The following is a 20,423-nucleotide window of genomic DNA, read 5'->3' as shown; positions in this document are numbered from 1 at the left end:
CCGGATGGGTCGAGTCGTGGCCGCGCCGCCGCGCGGGGGCAGTTCCTGATGGTCGAGATCGTGGGCACCGGCGCGCCGCCGGCGAAGGCCGCCGGGCCCTGGGCCAAGGCCGAGCGCCACCTGCGGAAGGACCCGGTGCTGAAGCCGGTGATCCGCCGCATCGGCCCCTGCACCCTCGCCGCGGTGGAGCGCGAGCCCTACGAGGCGCTGGTCCGCGCCATCGCCCATCAGCAGGTGCATGGCCGGGCGGCGGAGGCGATCCTCGGCCGCTTCCTCGCGCTGCACCCAGCGCATGCCTTCCCGCCGCCCGAGCTGGTGCTGGCGACGCCGCCCGAGGCGATGCGCGCCTGCGGCTTCAGCCAGGCGAAGATCGCCGCCATCCGCGACATCGCCGAGAAGGCGGCGGGCGGGCTGGTGCCGACGCGGGAGGGCTGCGCCCGCTATGCCGATGCCGAGCTGATCGAGCGGCTGGTGGTGATCCGCGGGGTCGGGCGCTGGACGGTGGAGATGCTGCTGATCTTCACCCTGGGACGGCCGGACGTGCTGCCGGTGGATGATTTCGGGGTGCGGGAGGGCTGGAAGGTCGCGGCCGGGCTGGAGGCGCAGCCGAAGCCGAAGGAACTCGCCGGCCTCGGCGAGGCCTGGGCGCCCTGGCGCAGCATCGCCGCCTGGTATCTCTGGCGCGCGGCGGATGCGGCGAAGCGGAGCACCTTCAAGCCGCAATGATCCGGGGCGCGGGCCGGCGGCGGCGCGCCGGGGCCTGGCCCGCCGGATCCGCCGTCAGGCGCCGCCGGGATGGCGAAGAGGCAATCCGGCCGCGCCTTTCAGTAGCCCCGCCGGGACGCCTCCTGTATGAAGCGGCGCATCTCCCAGGCGCCACGGGCTGCGGGGGCCGGGCCGACGGATTCGGACTCCGGCAATCGACCGCGGTGCAACTGGGTGAAGAGAGGCCCGGGACGGCATGCGGCCGCCGGGCCCCAAGGTCGGAATTCGGCCCTTCCGCGCAGCGGCGCCAGGCGTGGCGCAGCGTTTGCCAGCCGCCCCAGGCGGCCGGTGTGCCCCCAGTGGGCGGTGCGGACGGCCAGGACGGGGTTGCGCATGGACGGTGACGTGGCGGCATTCGCCCGGAGGACAGGCATTCGGGCGGGCTGGCGGAGCAGGCTGAAGCGGCGGACGCTGCTGCGCGCGGCGGGCGGTGCCGGCGCGGCCGGGGTCGGCCTCGGCGGCTACGCCTTCGGCTACGAGCCGGGCGTCGCCTTGCGGGTGGTGACCCACCGGCTGGCGCCGGCGAACTGGCCGGCCGGCCTCAGGTTGAGCATCGCCCTCATCGCCGACCCGCATTGCGGCGGCCCGCACACGCCGCTGCCGCGGCTGCAGCGCGCAGTCGCCATGGCCAATGCGCTGCAGCCGGACCTGGTGGTGCTGCTGGGCGACTACCTGGCCGACCACCGCTTCACCACGGAGAGGCCGAGCTTCCGGCAGGTCGCCGATGTCCTGGCGGGGCTGCGGGCGCCGCTCGGCGTGCATGCCATCCTCGGCAACCATGACTGGTGGGAGGACCCTGCGGCGCAGGCCGGCCGCGCCCCGCTGCCCGGCGCCGCCGCCGACTTCGCCGCGGCCGGCCTGCCGGTGCTGCACAACGAGGCGCGGCGGCTGGTGCATGACGGGCGCGCCATCTGGCTCGGCGGCCTCGGCAGCCAATGGGCCTATCGCGGCCGCGGCGGCGGGCTGCGCGGCGCCGACGACCTGGAGGCGACGCTCGGCGCCTTCACCGATGACGCGCCGGCGATCCTGCTCGCGCATGAGCCCGACATCTTCCCGAACGTGCCGGACCGGGTGGCGGTCACGCTCTCGGGCCATACCCATGGCGGGCAGGTCCGCATCCGCGGCTATTCGCCGATCGTCCCCAGCCGCTTCGGCAACCGCTACGCCTATGGCGCCATCGAGGAGGAGGGGCGGCACCTCGTCGTCTCCGGCGGCATCGGCAATTCCATGCTGCCGGTGCGCCTCGGCATGCCGCCCGAGGTGACGATGGTCGAACTCGGCGGCGTCGAGGCCTGACGCCGGCGCCAGCCGGAGCGCGTCGCGCGGTCGTGGCCGCGCGGCGGAGGGCGGGCAGGTAGAGTCTCCCGGTCGTCGACGCGCCGGGGAGAGCAGGCCCATGGCCATGCCGGTCATCGGAACATCCGGACCCGATTCCCTGCGCGGCACGGAAGGGGAGGATGTCATCCTCGGCCTTGCCGGGCGCGACACCATCGAGGGGCTCGGCGGGCATGACCTGCTGCTGGGCGGCGCGGGGGCCGACCTGGTCCGTGGCGATTTCCCCGGCTTCGAGCACACCGGCACCGGCGGCAACGACACGATCCTGGGCGGACCCGGCGACGATACGCTCTACGGCGGGTCGGTGTCGTTCGGCGGCCCGGCCGGTGACGGCGACAACCTGATCCTCGGCGGCAGCGGCAATGATGCCATCGTCGCCGGCTGGGGCGCCGACACCGTGCTCGGCGGCCGCGGCGATGACCAGATCCGCGGCTTCGGTGAAGCCCTGGGCTTCAGCTTCCGCGGCGCCGAGCTGCTGGCACGCGCCGATCAGGCCGACCTGCTGCGGGGCGGTCCGGGGAACGACGGCATCTACGCCGGCGCCGGCGCCGATTCCGTCTTCGGCGGCCCGGGCGACGATACGCTGTCCGGCCAGCTCGGCGCCGATCTGCTCGACGGCGGCAGCGGCGCCGACCGGTTCGTGATGGCGCCGATCATCCTGCCCTTCGCCAACTCGCTCATCGATACGGGCGTCGGCGAGGGCCAGCGCGACGTCATCCTGGACTTCCGGCAGGGCGAGGACGTCATCGATCTCAGCGGCTACGATTCGCCCGATCGCTTCCCCTTCACCCGCATCGGGCCGGAGCGCCCGGAGGAACTGCCGAAGCCGGTCTTCCTCGGCACCGGGGACTTCGTGCCCAGCCTCGCCCTGCAGGTGCGCACGGAGATCCTGCCGGACGGCAATACCCTCGTGCAATTCGCCACACCCCTTGGACCCAGGCAGCCCGACCCGGACACTGCGCCGACCGTGCCGCCCCAGCCGACCGGCGAGATCGAACTCGTCGGCACCTTCTGCCTGACGGCGCAGGACTTCGTGCTGGACTATCCGCTGCGGTAGCGCGGACGCGTCACCGCCCGGCCAGGAAGGGCTCGAGCAGCGCGAGGAAGCCCTGCGGGTTCTCCGCATGCACCCAGTGGCCGGTCCCCGGCACGGTGGCGAATTCGGCGCGCTGGAAGAGCGCGCGGATGCGGTCGTGATGCACCGGCCGGACGTAGCTGGAGCGCTCGCCGTTCAGCACCAGCACCGGCCCTTCGTAGCGCGCCTCGACCGCGGGGAACCCCTCGATGACCGGCATGGCGGCGGCGATCTCGCCGAGGCCGAGGCGCCAAGCCGGACCGCCCTCCCCGAAGCGGAGGTTCTGCAGCAGGAAGGCGCGGATATTCGCCTCCGGCACCGCCCCGGCCAGCGCGGCATCGGCCTCCCGCCGTGTCAGGCCGGGGGCGAGCGGCACGGCCTGCATGGCCGCGACATAGCCGCGCAGCGCCGGCGGGTAGGCGACGGGGGCGATGTCGGCCACGACCAGCCGCTCCACCAGCCCGGGCTGCGTGAGCGCGAGCGCCATCGCCACCTTGCCGCCCATGGAATGGCCGAGGACGGCGGCCGGTGCGGCGCCGAGATCGCCGAGGGTTTCCGCCACGTCGGCGGCCATGGCGGGGTAGTCCATGGCGGCCTCGCGGTCGGAGGCGCCGTGGTTGCGGAGGTCCATCGCGAGGACCCGGTGCGTCGCGGCCAGATGCTTCTGGATCGCGCCCCAATTGCCGGCCGCCCCGAACAGCCCGTGCAGCAGCACGAGCGGCGGTCCCTCCCCTGCCTCGACTAGGTTCAGCCGCATGCCCGCACCCCTCTATGCCCGCGTTGGCCTGTCAGCGCCCCATCGGCTGCACGCCGTCAGCACCAACCACCCTAGCCCCGCGCCGCCAGCAGGACGCTCGCCCCGATCAGCACCCCGCCCAGCACCACGTCCCAGCCCAGCGCCTCGCCCAGCCAGATGTTCGAGATGGCGACGCCGAGCGCCGGCACCGCCAGGAACCCGACCGAGGCCATGATGCCCGAGAGCCGCCGTCCGGCCTCGATGGTCGCCCAGGTGCCGATCGGGGCGGCGATGGCGCCGACGAAGGCGGCATAGGGCCAGGACTCCCACCCGATCCCGCCCGCCGGCTCCCGCCACAACGCCAGTGGCAGCAGCAGCGCCGCGCCGATGGCGAAGGCCCAGGGCAGCAGCTCCATCACCGGCCGCCGCGGCGGCAGCCGCCGCGTGACCAGGATGGCGAGGCTCCAGGAGAGGCTCGCCAGCAGCAGCAGGCCATAGCCCGGCAGCACGCCCGGCCCCTGGGCACCGATCGCCCAGGGTTGCATCAGCGCGAGCACGCCCAGCAGCCCGACCCCGACGGCCAGCCACTGGTTGCGCGAGACCCTGTCGCCCAGCACCCAGACCGAGAGCGGGATGAGCCAGAAGACCGTGACATTGCCGAGGATGGCGGTGCGCCCGGCCGGCACCCATTCGAGGGCGATATGCGTCAGCGCGAAGAAGCCGCCGAGCTGCAGCAGGCCGAGCGCCGCGATGCAGGGCAGGTCGGCACGCAGCGGCAGGCGCAGCCGCCCGAGCGCGGCCAGCAGCAGCGCCGAGGCGACGGAGGCCATCCCGGCGCGGTTCAGCGCGAACCAGAGCGGCGTCGCATGCGCGAGCGCCGCCTTGGTGACGGGCCAGACGCCGCCGAACAGCACGATGGAGACGCCGAGGTAGCGGAGCCCGGCCAGCAGGCCCGCCGGCGCGGCAGCGGCGCCCATCGCGGCAGGCTGCGGGCGGGCCCCGTCGGCGAGGCTCAATCCGCCACCTTCAGCATGATCTTGCCGATATGCGTGCTGCTCTCCATCAGCGCATGCGCCGCCGCGGCCTCGCGCAGCGGGAAGACCTGGTGGATCGGCGGCGCGACCCGGCCGGCCTCGAGCAGCGGCCAGACCTTCTCCCGCAGGGCGGCGGCGATCGCCCCCTTCTGCGCCGTGGTGCGCGGCCGCATGGTGCTGCCGGTGACCGTCAGGCGCCGCGTCATGATCGGGCGGAGGTCCACCTTCGGCGCCTCGAACCCGCCGAGGAAGGCGATGATGACAAGGCGCCCGTCCATGGCGAGGCAGCGCAGGTTGCGCGCGAAATACTCGGCCCCGACCATGTCGAGGACGACATCCGCCAGCTTGCCGCCGGTCGCCTGCTTCACCGCCTCGACGAAATCCTGCTCGCGGTAGTTCACCGCATGGTCGGCGCCGAGCTTCCGCATGGCCTCGCATTTCGCGGCGCTGCCGGCCGTCGCGATCACCGTCGCGCCGAAGGCCTTGGCGAGCTGAATGGCGGTGACGCCGATTCCCGAGGTGCCGCCATGGATCAGCACGGTCTCGCCGGCGGCGAGGCGGCCATGGCCGAAGAGGTTGGCCCAGACCGTGAAGAAGGTTTCCGGGAGTGCCGCCGCCCGGATCGCGTCATAGCCCTTCGGCCAGGGCAGGCATTGCGGTGCGGGCGCCACGCAATATTCGGCATAGGCGCCGCCATTGGTCAGGGCGCAGACATGGTCGCCGATCTTCCAGGGGCCGGCCTCCGGCCCGACCGCCACCACCTCGCCCGCCGTCTCCAGGCCGATCACCGGGCTCGCGCCGGGCGGCGGCGGGTAATCGCCCTTGCGTTGCTGCACGTCGGGCCGGTTCACGCCGGTCGCCAGCACGCGGATCAGCACCTCGTTACCCTTCGGCTGCGGCACCGGGCCCTGCCGCGGCACCAGCACCTCCGGCCCGCCGCCCTGGCCGTGGTCGATATAGGTCATGGTCTCCGGCAGGGGTGGCATTGGCGGTCGTCCTCGTCCTCGCGGGGCGGCGAAGTTCCGCGCGCGCCCCCGCCGCGTCAAGCCGGGTTGGGGTTGCGCCGGAAGGCCGGCCCGACGAGTATCCGCGCATCTCCTCCACCCGAAGGCTCAGGCATGGCCCGGATCGCCCGCCGCCCGCTGCTCGGCGGCCTCGCCGCCCTGGCGGCCGCGGCGCGCCCGGCCGGCGCGCAGCAGGCCGAGGCCAACAGCACGCGCCTCGGCGCCCTCTTCCCCTTCACCGGCCCGCTCGCGCTCCTCGGCGACGAGCATTTCCGCGGCCTCGAGCTGGCGGCGGAGGAGCGCAACGTCGCCGGCGGGCTGCTGGGCAAGCCCATCCGCCTGGTCAAGGGCGATGCCGCCGACCCGGCCCAGGCAACGGCCGAGGCGAAGCGGCTGATGGGGGCGGAGCGCGCCCTGGTGCTCTTCGGAACCTGCGCCTCGCCGCTCTCCTTCGCCGCGACCCAGGCCGCGGAGCTGCAGGGCGTGCCCTATGTCGAGCTCGGCGCCGTCGCTGACCCGATCACCGAGCGCGGCTTCCGCCTGCTGTTCCGCACCGCGCCGCGCGCCTCCGAGATCGGGCGGATCGCGGTGGACGCGATCGCCGACCTGCTGGCGCCGGCCTGGGGCCTGCCGCCCGAGGCGCTGAAGATCGCCCTGCTGCACGAGGACAGCCTCTACGGGCAGTCGGTCGCGGCGGCGGAGGAGGCGCAGCTCAAGGCCCGCGGCCTGCCGATCGCCGAGAAGCTCGGCTACACGCTCCGCAGCCTGGAGGCCGCGCCGATCGTGCAGCGGCTGCGCGGCATGGCGGCGGACGTGCTGCTGCATGTCGGCTACCAGAACGACATTCTGCTGCTCTATCGCGGCCTGCGGGAGGCTGGCTGGCGCCCGCGCATGGTGATCGGCGCCGGCGCCGGCTACAGCCTGGTGGACACGGCGCATGCGATCGGCCCGGAATTCGAGGGCACGCTGAATGTCGACGTCCCGCAATTCGAGGTCAACGACCGCGTCGCGCCCGGCGTGAAGCCCTTCCTCGAGCTCTACCGCAAGCGCTACGGCAGCGAACCGCGCTCCGGCCACAGCCTGGCGAACTATGTCGGGGCGCGCGCCGCCTTCGATGCCATCCAGCGGGCCAATGCGCCGGACCGCGACCGCATCCGCGCGGCGCTCGCTGCCACCGACGTGCCGGAAGGCGGGACGGCGAATGGCTGGGGCATCCGCTTCGACGAAAAGGGCCAGAACCAGCGCGCCCGGCCGTTGCTGCTGCAATGGCAGGGCGGCCGGCTGGTGGCGGTGGCGCCGGCCGAGGCCGCGACGGCGCCGCTGAAGGCGCAGATGGGGGCGGTCGGCTAACCCATCGGATCGAGCCGCCTTCCGCCCTCGGCGACGAAGACATGCAGCGCCTCCGCCGGCAGGGAGACGGGCAGGCTGCCCTCGCGCGGCCCGGGCCCTGCCAGCTTCACGACCAGCGCCTCGCCCTGCGGCAGGCGGCCATGCAGCACCGTCTCCGACCCCAGCGGCTCCACCAGGTCGAGCGCGAGGGGCAGGCCGGCCGGATCGGGCCGCACATGCTCCGGCCGGATGCCGATGGTCAGCGGCAGGCCCTCCGGCCCCGGGCGCGGGCCGTCGGCGAAGCGGATCACCGGCCCGGCCGCGAGCGCGACCGCACGGCCGTCTTCCGCGAGGCGCCCGGCGAGGAAGTTCATGGCGGGACTGCCGATGAAGCCCGCGACATAGGTATCGGCCGGCCGCTCGAAGATCTCCATCGGCGTCGCCACCTGCGCCGCATGGCCCTGGTGCATGACGACGAGGCGGTCGCCGAGGGTCATCGCCTCCACCTGGTCGTGGGTGACGAAGAGCGAGGTGACGCCGAGCCGCTTCTGCAGCCGCCGGATCTCGGCCCGCATCTGCACCCGGAGCTTGGCGTCGAGGTTCGACAGCGGCTCGTCGAAGAGGAAGAGCTTGGGCTCGCGCACGATGGCGCGGCCCATGGCGACGCGCTGGCGCTGCCCGCCGGAAAGCTGGCGCGGCCGGCGGTCGAGCAGCGCCTCGATCCCGAGCAGCGCCGCGGAGTCGCGCACCCGGCGCTCGATCTCGGCGCGCGGCAGGCCGCGGATCTTCAGGCCATAGCCCATGTTCTGCGCCACCGTCATGTGCGGGTAGAGCGCGTAGTTCTGGAAGACCATGGCGATGTCGCGGTCGGCGGGCTCGAGCGCGGTGACGTCGCGGCCGGCGATGCGGACCGAGCCCCCGGTCGGGGTCTCGAGGCCGGCAACGATGCGCAGCAGGGTGGATTTGCCGCAGCCCGAGGCGCCGACGATGACGATCATCTCGCCATCGGCGACGGCGAGGTCGACACCGTGCAGGACGCGGGTGGCGCCGAAGGACTTCGTCACGCCGGAGAGGTCGAGGGTGGCCATTACTTTTCGGTCTCCGTCAGGCCCTTGACGAACCAGCGCTGCATCAGGACCACGACCAGGACCGGCGGCAGCAGGGCCAGCACGCAGGTGGCCATGACGATGTTCCACTCGGTGCTCGCCTCGGACCCGATCATCTTCACCATGCCGATCACGATCGTCTCGACCTCGTCCGAGGTGGCGACGAGGAGCGGCCAGAGATACTGGTTCCAGCCATAGACGAAGAGGACGACGAAGAGCGCGGCGATGTTGGTGCGCGACAGCGGCAGCACCACGTCGCGGAAGAAGCGCAGCGGCCCGGCGCCGTCCATCTTCGCGGCTTCCACGAACTCGTCCGGGATGGTCAGGAAGAACTGGCGGAACAGCAGGGTGGCGGTGGCGGAGGCGATGATCGGGATGATCAGCCCGCCATAGGTGTTCACCAGGCCGAGGTCGGAGACGACCTTGAAGGTCGGGAAGATCCGCACCTCCACCGGCAGCATCAGGGTGATGAAGATCGACCAGAAGGCGAGCCGGCGGAAGGGAAAGCGGAAGAACACCACCGCATAGGCCGAGAGGATCGAGATCGCGATCTTCCCGATCGCGATCGAGAGCGCCATGACGGTGCTGTTCCACAGCATGCGCCCGGCCGGCACGCCGGCGCCGCCGCGCTCCCAGGCCGCGCGGTAGTTCTCCAGCGCGTGGCGGCCGGGCAGCAGCGGCACCTCGCCGCGGCCGATGGTCGCGGCATCATGGGTCGAGCCCATGAGCACGATCCAGATCGGCAGGACGAAGAGGATGACGGCCAGGATCAGGATGGCATGCGCCACCCAGTCGGTGCCGCCGCTGCCGGGCGGCGCGGCCTTGGCCGGCAGGGCCAGGCCCTGCGTGCTCTCAGTAGTGGACACGGCGTTCGATGAACCGGAACTGGATGGCGGTGAGGCAGATGACGACCAGCATCAGCACCACGGATTGCGCGGAGGACATGCCGAGGTCGAGGTTGACGCGGCCGTCCACATAGGCGCGGTAGATCAGCGTCTCCGTCGCCTTGGCGGGGCCGCCCTTGGTCAGCGCGTCGATGACGCCGAAGGTGTCGAAGAAGGCATAGACCAGGTTCACCACCAACAGGAAGAAGGTGGTGGGCGAGAGCAGCGGGAAGGTGATGGTCCAGAAGCGCCGCACCGCGCGGGCGCCGTCGATCGCCGCCGCCTCCAGCACCGATTTCGGGATGCTCTGCAGCCCCGCGAGGAAGAAGATGAAGTTGTAGGAGACCTGCTTCCAGGCGGAGGCGAGGATCACCATCAGCATCGCCTGCCCCCCGTTCAGCTTGTAGTCCCAGTCGAGGCCGGCGCCGTTCAGCGCCCGGCCGAGGAGGCCGATCTGCGGGTGGAAGAGGAAGATCCACAGCACCGCCGCGACGGCGGGGGCGATGGCATAGGGCCAGATCAGCAGGATGCGGTAGCCGCCGGCGCCGCGGATCTGCCGGTCCGCCAGCACCGCCAGCAGCAGCGCGACGGCGAGCGCGGCGGCGGTCACGCCGATGCTGAAGACCGCGGTGTTGCGGATGGTCTCGAGGTAGAGCGGATCGGCGAACAGGTCGGCGAAATTCTCGAAGCCGACGAATTCCGTGCGGATGCCGAAGGCGTCCTGGCGGAGGAAGGCGAACCACACCGCCTGCCCGGCCGGCCAGAAGAAGAAGACGATGGTGATCGCGAGCTGCGGCGCCAGCAGCAGGTAGGGCAGGACGCGCTGCCTGAAGACGACCTTCCGATCCAAGCGGAGAACTCCTGGGTTCCGAGGGCCGCATGCCGGTCGGCATCCATGCCGGCCGGCATGCGGTGAACTTTGGCGCGCAGCCGCCATACCAACCCTGCGCGCCTGCCGCCGGGCTGCGGAATCCCGGCATCCGCGGCCCGGCAGCAGGCCCTGGGCGGGAGGGACTGGGGATCCCGGCGCCCTCCCCGGCTGCTCAGGCCCGGTTCGCCCGCTCGAAGTTGCGCAGCACCACATTGCCGCGCCGGTTCGCCGCCTCCAGCGCCTGAGCTGCGGTCTGCTGGCCCTGCAGCGCCTTCTCCAGCTCCTCCTGGATCACGTTGCGGATCTCGACGAAGCCGCCGAGGCGGAAGCCCATGCTGTTCGGCGTCGGCTCGGCGCGCGAGAGCTGGCGCACCGCGGCATCGGCGCCGGGATTCTGCTGGTAATAGCCCTCGGCCTTCGCCTTCTCGTAGGCGGCATTCGTCAGCGGCACGTAGCCGGTGGACTTGTGCCACCACAGGTCCTGGTCGACCTCGGAGATGAAGCGGAAGAACTCGGCGACGCCGCGGTATTCCTCCGCCGCGCGGTTGCGCGCCGTCAGCACCCAGAGGCTGGCGCCGCCGATGACGCCATTCCTCGGCTGCTGGATGACGTCGTCATGGTAGGGCAGCGGCGTGGAGATCCACTTGAACTTCGCTTCCCGCTCCACGCGGGAGCGGTTGCCGGCGGAGTTGAAGCTGATCGCCACCTCGCCCGCGGGGAAGAGCGGGTCGCCGGCATTGTCGCGGCCGCCATAGCGGAACAGCCCGTCCTTCTGCAGGCCGAGCAGGAAGTCCACCTGCTTCTGGAAGAAGGGCGAGGTGAGCTGGAGCTCGGCGTTCATCCCCTCGAAGCCGTTCGCCCGGGTGGCGAAGGGCACGTCGTGGATGGCCGCCATCTGCTCGAGCATGATCCAGGTCGGCCAGGTCGTGGTGATCGCGGCCGGCGCGGCATTCGCCGCCTTGATCCTCTCCGCCGCGGCGCGGACCTGCTTCCAGGTGCGCGGCAACTCGTCGGTCGGCAGCCCTGCCTTCTGGAAGGCATCGAGGTTCAGCCACATGATGGCGGAGGAGGAGTTGTGCGGCATGGAGATCAGCCGCCCCTGCGTGTCGGAGTAGTAGCCGCGCACGCCGGCGATGTAGCGCTTCGGGTCGAGCTCGACGCCCGACTCCGAGAGCAACTGATGCACCGGGCGGATCGCCGGGCCGGCGGCCATCATGGTGGCGGTGCCGACCTCGAAGACCTGGACGATGTGCGGCGGGTTGCCGGCGCGCCAGGCGGCGATGGCGCCGGTCATGGTGTCGATGTAGCTGCCCTTGTAGCTGGCATTGACAGTGAAGCGCTGCTGGCTGTCGTTGAAGCGCTTCACCTGCTCCATCACGCGCTCGGCCAGCGGGCCGGAGAGGCCGTACCAGAACTCGATGGTGGTGCGGCCCGTGCCCTGGGCCTGGAGGCTGGCGGGCGCGGCGAGGCCAAGGGCGGCGGTGCCCGCCAGGAGGGTGCGGCGCTGCATGTGGCGTGGTCTCCCCGATCGTTCTGCGGTGCGCCGGCAGGTAGCGGCGCCTTGTTATGGCCATGTGACGGAATTGCGGCAGAACAATGAAGGGGAGGCGGCCGCCTGCGCGCAAGGGGGCGGGCTGCGCGGCCCGGTGCCCCGGCACATGCCGCGCGTTTCGCGCCCGGGCATGAACCGGAGGCATCCGTCCGATCGAACGGCTTGCCCGCAACCTGTCCGGGCCGGGGCACGCAGGCCTGCCCTGGCGCAAAGCACGCCCGTTCACACGGGCGACCGGGCTGGCCAAACTGGCTGGGCGATGGCCAGCCTCGAAAGGACTAGCGCTGCGGGTCCTGGCCCTTCAGCGCCTCGCCCATGCCCTGGGTCTCGGCATCGTCGCTCTCGATCGGGCCGCGGAAGCCCTGCTCGTTCTCCCAGTATCCGGCGACGCGGTCGAGCGGGACGGTCAGGCGGAGCAGGTCGCCCTCGATATCGGCGGCCATGGAGAGCGGGAGCCAGTGGTGCTGGCCGCCGGCGCCGCGATCCGTGCGGGTCAGCTTGATGCGGTCGCCATCGACCTTATCCACGGTACCGACATGGCCGCCATCGGCGCCGACGACCTCCATGTGCTCGCGGATGGACTCGCGGGTTGCCTTCATGCGGGGGACTCCTGCCGGGGGTGGCACGCCCAGCAACGGCCGGGCAGCCGCGCGGATGCAGGCGCGCCGCCGCCGTTCCGCGGGCGTCTGCCGGCCGACATGGCAAGCCCTGGGGCGCGCGACGCAGGTCGGCAGCGGCCGGGACCCCGGCCGCCCAACCCTGCATGGCAGGCGGGCCGATCCAAACCTCCGCGCCCTTCGGCGCGCCGGTCCTCGGGCCGCGTCAGTCCGGATTGTTGGTGCGGCCGCTCGCGCCGCCCGTCACCCCGCCAGCGCCGCCCGCGCCACCACCGCCCATGGCGCCGTCGCTGGTGGTATCGGGGTCCCAGCGATCGGCCGGGCCGCCCTCCTCGAAGCGCCGCGTGGTGCCGTGCTTCGGCACCTCCCCCGGCTTGCGCGGCGTGCCGAGGCCGCCGGCGCCCTCGCGGCTGTCGGCCTCGTCGGTCTGGATGCGCTGCCTCTCCTGCTCCGCCATGCCTGCCGTCCTTCCTGATGCGTGGGAAGGGCCAACGGGGCAGGCGCGGCGGGGTTCAGGCGGTCAGCTTGGCATAGAGCTCCGGGTCGGTCGCGCCCTCGGTGCCGAAGAGCAGCACGCGGCTCCCCTCCTCCAGCCCCAGCGCGGCGCGGCCGAAGGGGTCGCGCGCCGCCAGCAGCAGGCCGGCGAGGCCGGCGACCGCGCTCTCCCCGGCCTCCAGCCGCGGCGTGCGCTTCGCCAGCAGCCTCATGCAGTCCACCGCCGCGGCATCCGGCACGGCCATGAAGGCGAAAGCGGCGCGCTCCAGCTCCTGCCAGGCCAGCAGGCTCGGCTCGCCGCAGGCGAGGCCGGCCATCAGCGTATCCAGCTCGCCCTCGATCGCCATGGGCCGGCCGGCCTCGGCGCTCGCAAGCAGGCAGGCGGCCTTCTCCGGCTCCACCACCACCAGCTTCGGCGCCTCGGCGCCGTAGCGGGCGCGCATCTGGACGGAGACCGCGGCGGCGACGCCGCCGACGCCGCCCTGGATGAAGACATGGGCCGGCGGCCGCGGCAGCGCCTCGGCGGCTTCCTCGGCCATCAGCCGGTAGCCCTGCATGACGTCGCGGGGGATCTCGGTATAGCCGGCATAGGAAGTGTCGGAGACGACGAACCAGCCCTCCGCCTCGGCGGTCTTCTGCGCCGCGCGCACCGCCTCGTCATAGGTGCCGGGCACCACCCGGATCTCGGCGCCGTATTTGGCGATGGCGTCGCGCCGGCCCTGGCTGACGCCTTCATGCACGAAGATCACGCAGCGGCAGCCGAAGCGCTGGGCGCCCCAGGCGACGCTGCGGCCATGATTGCCGTCGGTGGCGCAGGTCACGGTGATGCCCTGCGCGGCCTCCTTGTACTTGCCCTCCGCCAGTTCGGCGGAGGTCGCGGCATTGGCGACCCCGCGCCGGGCGAGTTCCGCCTGCAGCAGCTTCATCACCGCATAGGCCCCGCCCAGCGCCTTGAAGCTGCCGAGGCCGAAGCGCCCGCCCTCGTCCTTCCAGTGGATCGCCGCCACCCGCGCCGCCTGCGCGACCTCGGGCAGCTCGACCAGCGGCGTCGGCGCATGGCCGGGCCAGGAGGCGATCTCCGCTCTCGCCCGGCGGAAGCCGCCTTCCGGCAGGACGATCACCCCGGGCGTGCCGAGATGGCGGTTGAGGAGCAGGCGGTAGGAGCGGCGCGGGATGGGCATGGCGGCGGGACCATGCGCCGCTTGCACGCCGCCTGCCAAGGCGCGACATGAGGGCGGGCGCCGCGGCGCGACAAGGGAGGACGCCATGCAGATCACGATCCTGGGCGGCGGAGGGTTCCTCGGCCGCAAGCTGGCGCAGCGCCTGGCGCAGGAGGGCACCCTGGGCGGCCAGCCGGTCACCGGCCTGACGCTGTTCGACCTGCAGGCGCCGGCCTCCCTGCCCGCCCCCTTCCCCGTCCGCTGCCTCGGCGGCAACATCGCCGATCCGGAGGCGGTGAAGGCCGCCATCCCCGCCGGCACCGATGTGGTGGTGCACCTTGCCGCCGTGGTCTCGGCCCAGGCGGAGGCGGATTTCGACCTCGGCCTCACGGTGAACCTGCACGGCACGCTGGCGGTGCTGCAGGCCTGCCGGGCGCTCCCCGCGCCCCCACGGGTGGTCTTCACCTCCTCGGTCGCCAGCTTCTCCGGCGGGCAGGATGCGCGGCTGGAGGACGATGCCCGGCAATTGCCGGGCAACAGCTACGGCGCGGAGAAGGCGATCGGCGAGCTGCTGCTGCAGGACGCCTCCCGCAAGGGGTTCCTCGACGCGGTGAACATCCGGCTGCCGACGGTCATCATCCGCCCGGGCCGGCCGAACAAGGCGGCCTCGAGCTTCGTCAGCGCCATCCTGCGCGAGCCGCTGCTCGGCCTCGAGACCGAGCTGCCGGTGCCGGAGGATTTCGCGGTCTGGATCTGCTCGCCGCGCCGGGCAGTCGAGTGGTTCCTGCACGCCATGACCATGGACACCGGCCCGCTCGGCCTCGACCGCGGCATCAACCCGCCGGGGCGGAGCGCGACGGTCGGCAAGATGCTGAGCGCGCTTGCCGAGGTCGCCGGGCCAGCGGCGCGGGCGAGGGTGCGGCACGCGCCCGACCCGGCCATCGAGGCGATCGTCGGCACCTGGCCGGCGAGCTTCACGGCGGAGCGGGCGCGGCGGCTGTTCGGCTTCTCCGAGCAGGAGAGTCTGGAGGAGATCGTGCAGGCCTTCATCGAGGACGACTTGGCGGCGACCCGCGCCGAGCGCGGCCTCTGAGGATGGAGATCGCCCGCTTCCTGCTGCCCGAGGCGCCGCAGCGCGTCGCGCCCTTCAGCCATGCGGTGCGGGCGGGCGATTTCCTCTTCGTCACCGGCCAGATGCCGACGCTGCCGGGCGGCGGCATGCACCTGGTGGAGGGCGGAATCGAGGCGCAGACCCGGCAGGTCGTCGCCAACCTGCAGACGGTGCTGGAGGGCTGCGGCGGCGAGTGGGAGCGGACGGTCTTCGCGCGCGTCTACCTCACGCAGTTCGAGCGCGACTACGCCGCCATGAATTCGGTCTGGGAGGCGAGCTTCCCGCCCGGCGGCCTGCCGGCGCGGACCTGCGTCGGCGTCACCGCGCTCGCGGTCGGCGCGCTGGTCGAGATCGACCTCGTCGTCGCGCTATAGGCGGCGAGGCTGGCCGCTACCCGGCCGCCCCGGGCCACAGCCACCAGAGCAGCAGCGCGGCCGCGGCCAGCCAGAGCAGGACGATGACGGCCGCCCCCGCCCGGCTGCTCGGCCTGCTCTCCGCCGCAGCGGCGGCCGCGCGGTACTCCGCCATCAGCGGCCCGGGGATCAGCCGGATCACCAGCAGGATGGCGAGCGGCAGCAGCACCGCCTCGTCCAGCAGGCCGAGCACCGGGATGAAGTCGGGGATCAGGTCGACGGGCGAGAGCGCATAGGCCGCGATGCTGAGCGCGAGCGCCCGCGCCGCCCAGGGCGTGCGCGGGTCGCGCGCGGCGATCCAGAGCGCATGCACGTCCCGCCGGATCGCCCGCGCCCAGCCCTTCAGCTTCGTCAGCATTTCGTCCCATCCAACCAGGGCCCGCCGCGCCCCTGCCCTGCCCTGGACTCACGCCAGCCACATGGCGGCGCGGGACGGCGCGGTCAGCCCCGCCGCGCCTCCTGCCCGCGCAGGAAGTCGATGAAGACAGCGGCGAGGCGCGGCGTCGCCGCCTCCCAGCCCGCGAAATCGACGTCGAGATCGACCGGCGTGGTCAGCACCTCCCGGTAGGTCGCGTTCGGCATCAGGCGATGCGCCGATTGGGCGCCCTCGGCCGGATGCACCCGGTCATTGCCCGCGACCAGCACCGCCGGCGCCGCGATCCGCCTGAGGTCATCCGGCGAAAGCCCCGCCACCGGGTATCCGGAGCCCTCGTGGAAGCCGGCGAGCCAGCGCCGCATCTGCGCCGCGAAGGCCTCGGCGCCCATGGCCTCCAGCCGCGCCCGGTTGCCCGGGTTCGCCTTGATCAGGGCGGAAAAATGCTCGGTCTCGCAGACCGCCCCGATGCCGCCCTTCGCCACCGCCTCCAGGTACTGCTCGTAGTAGTTGAAGGCGAGGCGCTTCGCCGCATAGGCGCCGCCCGTCACCCGCCAGAGCAGCAGGCCCTTCACCGCCTCGGGGTGCTGCAGCGCCAGCAGCAGGGAGAGGCGGGCGCCGGAGGAGCAGCCCGCGACATAGGCCGGCGCCTCGCCCAGCGCGCGCAGCAGCGCCAGCAGGTCCTCGGCCTGCTCGTGGCTCTCGCTGTCGCCTTCGAGCGCGATGTCGGCAGCGCCGGTGTTGCGGCGGTCGTAGACCAGGGCACGGAAACCGGCCTCGGCCAGCAGCAGGCCGAGCGCGCGGTCGGAGGCGAGGCCGCGCCGCCCGCCGGGCGAGATGGTGACGAGCGGGCCGCTCCCGCCGAGGATCTCGTAGACGAGCCTGACCCCACGGACCTGCGTCACAGGCATGGCCTTGCTTCCTTCCGGACGTTCCGGCGGAAAGGCTAGCAGCCGGTGGACGAGGGTGGCGATAGCGCGGCCGGCGGCGGCGGGGCTCAGGCGTGCGGCCGCGGGCCCTGGCGGAGCGCCTGCCGCATCGTTTCGACGGGGCCGGACCAGTCGCCGGCCTCCCGCTGCCGGAAGAGCCGGACGCTGGGATACCAGGGACTGTCGGCGCGATCGAGCAGCCAGCGCCAGTCGGGATTGCGCGGCAGCACGATCCAGGTGGGCCGGCCCAGGGCCGCGGCGAGATGCGCTACGCTGGTATCGACCGTGATCACGAGATCAAGCTGGTCCACCACGGCGGCGGTGTCGGCGAAATCGGCGAAGGCGTCGCCGAGCAGGGAGGTCAGGCCCGCCTCGCGCAGCACCTCCGCCTCGCCGGCGGCGAGGTCCCGCTGCAGGCCGATCCATGCGGCCTCCTCGCGGAGCAGGGGCAGCAGGGCCGGGAGCGGCATGGAGCGGTTGCGGTCGTTCCGGTGCCCGGGGTTGCCGCGCCAGACCAGGCCGATCCGCGGCCGGCCCGCGGGCGGGAGGCGCGCCGCCCAGGCCGCCCGCAGCGCCGGATCGGCGGCGAGATAGGCAGGCGCCGCCGGGATGCTGCCGAGCCCGGTGCCGAAGGCGAGCGGCAGGCTCATCAGCGAGCAGCGCGTGTCGAAGCGCTCCGGCACCTCGCGTTCCCCGACCACCCGGATCTCCGGCTCGAATTGCCGCAGCAGGCGCAGCAGCGGCGCCTGGACCGAGAGGATCACCTCGGCGCCGGCCGCCCGCGCCAGCCGCGCGTAGCGGCAGAACTGGATGGTGTCGCCGAGGCCCTGTTCCCAATCCAGGAACAGGCGGCGGCCGGCGATCGGCTCGCCGCGCCACTCCCGCGCCACGTCTTGCCCGGTCCGCGCCGCAAGCTGGCGCTTGCGCGCTTCGAAGCCCTGCCAGCCCTCCTCCAGCCGGCCGAGGACCAGCAGGCTGAGGCTGCGGTTCCACTGCGCGTCGACATGCTCCGGATCGGCGGCGATGGCGCGATCGAAAGCCGCGACCGCCTCGGCATGCCGGCCGGCATCGGCGAGCGCGATGCCGCGATTGCAAAGGGTTCCGGCATGACCCGGCTGCAGCGCGAGGGCGCGGTCATAGGCCGCCAGCGCTTCGGCCGGGCGGCCGAGATCGGCCAGCAGATTGGCCCGGTTCGCATGCGCCTCGGCATGCCCGGCCTCGAGGGCGATGGCCTGCTCGTAGCTCGCGAGCGCCTCCGCGCGGCGGCCGAGCCCGGCCAGGACGACGCCGCGATTGGCATGCGCCCCCGCATCGCCGGGACGCAGCGAGATCGCCCGGTCGAAGCTGGCCAGCGCCTCGTCGAGCCGGCCGAGGGCGTGCAGGGCATTCCCGCGATCGGCTTCCGCCTCGGCCAGGCCGGGATCGAGGGCGAGCGCGCGCCCGGCCGCGGCCAGCGCCTCGGCGGCACGACCGAGCAGGAGCAGGACGCGGCTGCGGCCCACCTCCGCCTCGGGCTGGTCGGGGCGCAGCGCCAGGGCGCGGTCATAGGCGGCGAGCGCCTCCTCCCGCCGCCCCAGGTCGAGCAGGGCGGCGGCGCGGTTGGCATGCGCCTCGGCATAGGCGGGATCGAGCGCGACGGCGCGGTCGTAGCTCGCCAGCGCCTCCTGCGGCCGGCCGAGGGCGCGCAGCGCCGTCCCGAGATTGCTGTGCGCATCGGCGACGCCGGGATTGAGCCGGATGGCCTTGCCGATCGCCTCGGCCGCGCGCGCTGCGCGGCCCTTCTGCAGCGCCAGCACGCCGGAGAGGTAGAGGGCGCCGAAATGCTGGGGCTGGCGGTTCAGGATGCGCTTGTAGAGCCGCTCCGCCTCGGCGAGCTGGCCCTGGTGGTGGAAGGCGGCCGCCTGCTGCAGCAGCGGCGCATGGGTGTCCGTCATCCGTCGTCCCGGTGCTCGGCCATGGCCCGGCGGATGCAGGCCGGTGCCGCCAGGATTCAAGCCGCGCCGGCGGACCGGTTTATGAATGGCGGGGGATGGCGGATGCCGGACACGGTGGCCGGCCCCCTGCGGCTGGGCTACAGCGCAGCCAGACGACGACGCGATCCGGCTCGGGACCGTGCGTCGGAGGGTTCTGGACAGGCCGGGGATGAGGATGGTGCGGTCGAGAAGATTCGAACTTCCACGGGGTTTCCCCCACCAGCACCTCAAGCTGGCGCGTCTACCATTCCGCCACGACCGCATAACCGGGCGAGGCGGGGCGTATAGCGGATGAGCGAAGCGGGGGCAACGGTGGGTCTCACCGGAACGGCACTCGCGCGGCCGGAATTCCGCGTGGCGGAGGGGCTGACCCCCTATCCCGAGGCATTGGCCGCCATGGAGGCGCGCGTCGCCGCCATCCGCGCCGGCGAGGCCGGGGAACTCGTCTGGTGCGTCGAGCATCCGCCGACCTATACGGCCGGGACCTCGGCCGGCGCGGGCGACCTGCTGGATCCGCGCTTCCCGGTCTTCCAGGCCGGGCGCGGCGGGCAATGGACCTATCACGGGCCGGGGCAGCGGACGGCTTATGTCATGCTCGACCTGTCCCGGCGCGGGCGGGACGTGCGGCGCTACGTCCAGGGCCTGGAGGAATGGGTGATCCGCGCCCTCTGGCGCTTCAACATCCGGGGCGAGCGGCGCGAGGGGCGCGTCGGGATCTGGGTGGAGGACAAGGCGCGCGGGACGGAGGACAAGATCGGCGCCATCGGCGTGCGCGTCACGCGCTGGGTGACCTGGCACGGCATCGCCCTGAACGTCGACCCGGACCTCAGCCATTTCGGCGGCATCGTCCCCTGCGGGATCAGCCAGCACGGGGTGACGAGCCTGCATCGCCTCGGCGTCCTGGCGACGATGGAGGAGGCGGATGCGGCGCTGATGGCGGCCTGGGGGGAGGTGTTCGGGTAGCGGCGCGCGCACCGGAGCGACGGCCGCCACATTGCTGTGTGGCATCGCGCCCTCGGTGGCCGGCAGCGCCGGACTGCGCGTAGTGTCCATTTAATGTCAGAGAATAACAGTCCTTCGCATGAGAAATCGGCGCCCTTCGGCCGCCTCGCCGCCTGGATCGGCGGCCTCGGCGCGGTGGCTGTCGCGCTGGTCGGACTCCTCGCCTCGGTCGGCGACCTCCTCGACCTCGCCTCGCGTCTCCATGACCGGCTGGCCGGGCGCGCGGAGCCGCCGGCGGCCAGTGCAGCCCTGCCGGCTCCCCTGCGGCCCGGGGCGGGAGTCGGAACCTATGTCAGGGAGGGCCATGCGCCGGAGGCCGCCTGGCTGGCCGCGCGGCTCCGCCGGACCTTGGAACTGGAAGGCGTCCAGGTCACCGCCCAGGCCGACCACGCCCGCAGCATCGTCGCAATCTCCCCGCCACGCTTCGAGGCGGTCGAGCCGGCTCCGGCCGGCGCGCCCATGCCCTTCGGCGCGCGCATCCTGCTCGAGGCGCGCATCCTGGCCGGCGACGACGAGGCGCATCCGCTGGCCGTCGTGCAGCGCGAGGCACGCGGCCTCGGCGCCACGCCGGCGGAGGCCACCGAGCGGGCGCGCCAGGCAGCGGCCGATCTGCTCGGCCGCCGGCTCGCCGAGACACTGCAATCGAACTGACGGAGGAC

General features: G+C 73.0%; 21 protein-coding genes and 1 tRNA gene. 8 read left to right on the top strand and 14 right to left on the bottom strand.

Annotated elements, in window-relative coordinates; translation table 11 throughout:
* Window positions 1-48 precede the first annotated feature (48 nt).
* The 3 genes from Q7A36_RS14515 (at window position 49) to Q7A36_RS14505 (ending at window position 3,157) form a co-directional block, all read left to right on the top strand.
* The gene (locus Q7A36_RS14515) at window positions 49-726 is read left to right on the top strand and encodes a DNA-3-methyladenine glycosylase family protein (RefSeq protein ID WP_305104429.1); all 678 of its coding nucleotides are present in this window, start codon (window positions 49-51) and stop codon (window positions 724-726) included.
* Between the two features lie 372 nt (window positions 727-1,098).
* Window positions 1,099-2,061, top strand: coding sequence for a metallophosphoesterase (locus Q7A36_RS14510; protein WP_305104428.1), 963 nt, complete (start codon window positions 1,099-1,101; stop codon window positions 2,059-2,061).
* A gap of 100 nt (window positions 2,062-2,161) precedes the next feature.
* On the top strand, window positions 2,162-3,157 hold the full coding sequence (locus Q7A36_RS14505; RefSeq protein WP_305104427.1) for a calcium-binding protein: 996 nt from the start codon (window positions 2,162-2,164) through the stop codon (window positions 3,155-3,157).
* Between the two features lie 10 nt (window positions 3,158-3,167).
* On the opposite strand, the gene Q7A36_RS14500 is transcribed toward Q7A36_RS14505, so the two are convergent.
* From Q7A36_RS14500 to Q7A36_RS14490, 3 genes are all read right to left on the bottom strand, one after another.
* A complete protein-coding gene (locus Q7A36_RS14500; RefSeq protein ID WP_305104426.1) occupies window positions 3,168-3,932 on the bottom strand; it encodes an alpha/beta fold hydrolase in 765 nt (254 codons plus the stop codon).
* A 71-nt stretch (window positions 3,933-4,003) separates the two neighbouring features.
* The gene (locus Q7A36_RS14495) at window positions 4,004-4,927 is read right to left on the bottom strand and encodes a DMT family transporter (protein WP_305104425.1); all 924 of its coding nucleotides are present in this window, start codon (window positions 4,925-4,927) and stop codon (window positions 4,004-4,006) included.
* Window positions 4,924-5,931, bottom strand: a complete 1,008-nt coding sequence (locus tag Q7A36_RS14490) for an NAD(P)H-quinone oxidoreductase (RefSeq protein ID WP_305104424.1) — start codon at window positions 5,929-5,931, stop codon at window positions 4,924-4,926. Before Q7A36_RS14490 ends, Q7A36_RS14495 begins: the two co-directional genes overlap by 4 nt.
* Before the next feature lie 132 nt (window positions 5,932-6,063).
* On the opposite strand from Q7A36_RS14490, the gene Q7A36_RS14485 reads away from it, so the two are divergent.
* Entirely contained in the window at window positions 6,064-7,299 is a 1,236-nt protein-coding gene (locus tag Q7A36_RS14485) for an ABC transporter substrate-binding protein (protein ID WP_305104423.1), read from the top strand.
* On the opposite strand, the gene ugpC is transcribed toward Q7A36_RS14485, so the two are convergent.
* From ugpC to Q7A36_RS14450, 7 genes are all read right to left on the bottom strand, one after another.
* On the bottom strand, window positions 7,296-8,366 hold the full coding sequence (ugpC, locus tag Q7A36_RS14480; RefSeq protein WP_305104422.1) for a sn-glycerol-3-phosphate ABC transporter ATP-binding protein UgpC: 1,071 nt from the start codon (window positions 8,364-8,366) through the stop codon (window positions 7,296-7,298). The two genes, Q7A36_RS14485 and ugpC, sit on opposite strands and share 4 nt — an antisense overlap.
* A complete protein-coding gene (ugpE, locus tag Q7A36_RS14475; protein WP_456306796.1) occupies window positions 8,366-9,250 on the bottom strand; it encodes a sn-glycerol-3-phosphate ABC transporter permease UgpE in 885 nt (294 codons plus the stop codon). Before ugpE ends, ugpC begins: the two co-directional genes overlap by 1 nt.
* A complete protein-coding gene (gene ugpA / locus Q7A36_RS14470; RefSeq protein WP_305104421.1) occupies window positions 9,237-10,118 on the bottom strand; it encodes a sn-glycerol-3-phosphate ABC transporter permease UgpA in 882 nt (293 codons plus the stop codon). The genes ugpE and ugpA overlap by 14 nt, the downstream gene beginning before the upstream one ends.
* A 193-nt stretch (window positions 10,119-10,311) precedes the next feature.
* Complete coding sequence (gene ugpB / locus Q7A36_RS14465; RefSeq protein WP_305104420.1) at window positions 10,312-11,649, bottom strand: sn-glycerol-3-phosphate ABC transporter substrate-binding protein UgpB; 1,338 nt, start codon at window positions 11,647-11,649, stop codon at window positions 10,312-10,314.
* A 320-nt stretch (window positions 11,650-11,969) separates the two neighbouring features.
* Window positions 11,970-12,290, bottom strand: a complete 321-nt coding sequence (locus tag Q7A36_RS14460) for a DUF2171 domain-containing protein (RefSeq protein ID WP_305104419.1) — start codon at window positions 12,288-12,290, stop codon at window positions 11,970-11,972.
* Window positions 12,291-12,513: 223 nt separating this feature from the next.
* Window positions 12,514-12,765, bottom strand: a complete 252-nt coding sequence (locus tag Q7A36_RS14455; protein ID WP_305104418.1) for a hypothetical protein — start codon at window positions 12,763-12,765, stop codon at window positions 12,514-12,516.
* Window positions 12,766-12,820: 55 nt separating this feature from the next.
* Window positions 12,821-13,984, bottom strand: a complete 1,164-nt coding sequence (locus Q7A36_RS14450; RefSeq protein WP_305104417.1) for a diaminopropionate ammonia-lyase — start codon at window positions 13,982-13,984, stop codon at window positions 12,821-12,823.
* Between the two features lie 85 nt (window positions 13,985-14,069).
* Between Q7A36_RS14450 and denD the strand changes: the two genes are divergently transcribed.
* Together denD and Q7A36_RS14440 are read left to right on the top strand one after the other, a co-directional pair.
* Complete coding sequence (gene denD / locus Q7A36_RS14445; protein WP_305104416.1) at window positions 14,070-15,056, top strand: D-erythronate dehydrogenase; 987 nt, start codon at window positions 14,070-14,072, stop codon at window positions 15,054-15,056.
* A gap of 2 nt (window positions 15,057-15,058) precedes the next feature.
* Window positions 15,059-15,448, top strand: a complete 390-nt coding sequence (locus Q7A36_RS14440; protein ID WP_305104415.1) for a RidA family protein — start codon at window positions 15,059-15,061, stop codon at window positions 15,446-15,448.
* Window positions 15,449-15,464: 16 nt separating this feature from the next.
* On the opposite strand, the gene Q7A36_RS14435 is transcribed toward Q7A36_RS14440, so the two are convergent.
* From Q7A36_RS14435 to Q7A36_RS14420, 4 genes are all read right to left on the bottom strand, one after another.
* The gene (locus tag Q7A36_RS14435) at window positions 15,465-15,845 is read right to left on the bottom strand and encodes a YkvA family protein (protein WP_305104414.1); all 381 of its coding nucleotides are present in this window, start codon (window positions 15,843-15,845) and stop codon (window positions 15,465-15,467) included.
* Between the two features lie 83 nt (window positions 15,846-15,928).
* Complete coding sequence (locus tag Q7A36_RS14430) at window positions 15,929-16,771, bottom strand: alpha/beta fold hydrolase (RefSeq protein ID WP_305104413.1); 843 nt, start codon at window positions 16,769-16,771, stop codon at window positions 15,929-15,931.
* Window positions 16,772-16,857: 86 nt separating this feature from the next.
* Window positions 16,858-18,723 carry a tetratricopeptide repeat protein gene (locus tag Q7A36_RS14425; RefSeq protein ID WP_305104412.1) on the bottom strand — a complete coding sequence of 622 codons (1,866 nt, stop codon included), beginning with the start codon at window positions 18,721-18,723 and terminating at the stop codon, window positions 16,858-16,860.
* Between the two features lie 215 nt (window positions 18,724-18,938).
* Window positions 18,939-19,024 (bottom strand) — tRNA-Leu (locus Q7A36_RS14420).
* Between the two features lie 29 nt (window positions 19,025-19,053).
* On the opposite strand from Q7A36_RS14420, the gene lipB reads away from it, so the two are divergent.
* Together lipB and Q7A36_RS14410 are read left to right on the top strand one after the other, a co-directional pair.
* Window positions 19,054-19,725: a lipoyl(octanoyl) transferase LipB gene (gene lipB, locus Q7A36_RS14415; protein WP_456306795.1), complete on the top strand. Its 672-nt coding sequence runs from the start codon at window positions 19,054-19,056 to the stop codon at window positions 19,723-19,725.
* A 93-nt stretch (window positions 19,726-19,818) separates the two neighbouring features.
* Entirely contained in the window at window positions 19,819-20,415 is a 597-nt protein-coding gene (locus tag Q7A36_RS14410) for a hypothetical protein (RefSeq protein WP_305104410.1), read from the top strand.
* Window positions 20,416-20,423: the final 8 nt, after the last annotated feature.

The organism is Paracraurococcus lichenis, assembly GCF_030657435.1.
GTDB lineage: Bacteria > Pseudomonadota > Alphaproteobacteria > Acetobacterales > Acetobacteraceae > Paracraurococcus > Paracraurococcus lichenis.
The sequence above is the reverse complement of the archived record's forward strand: the minus strand, read 5'-3'. Positions and strand labels throughout refer to the sequence as shown.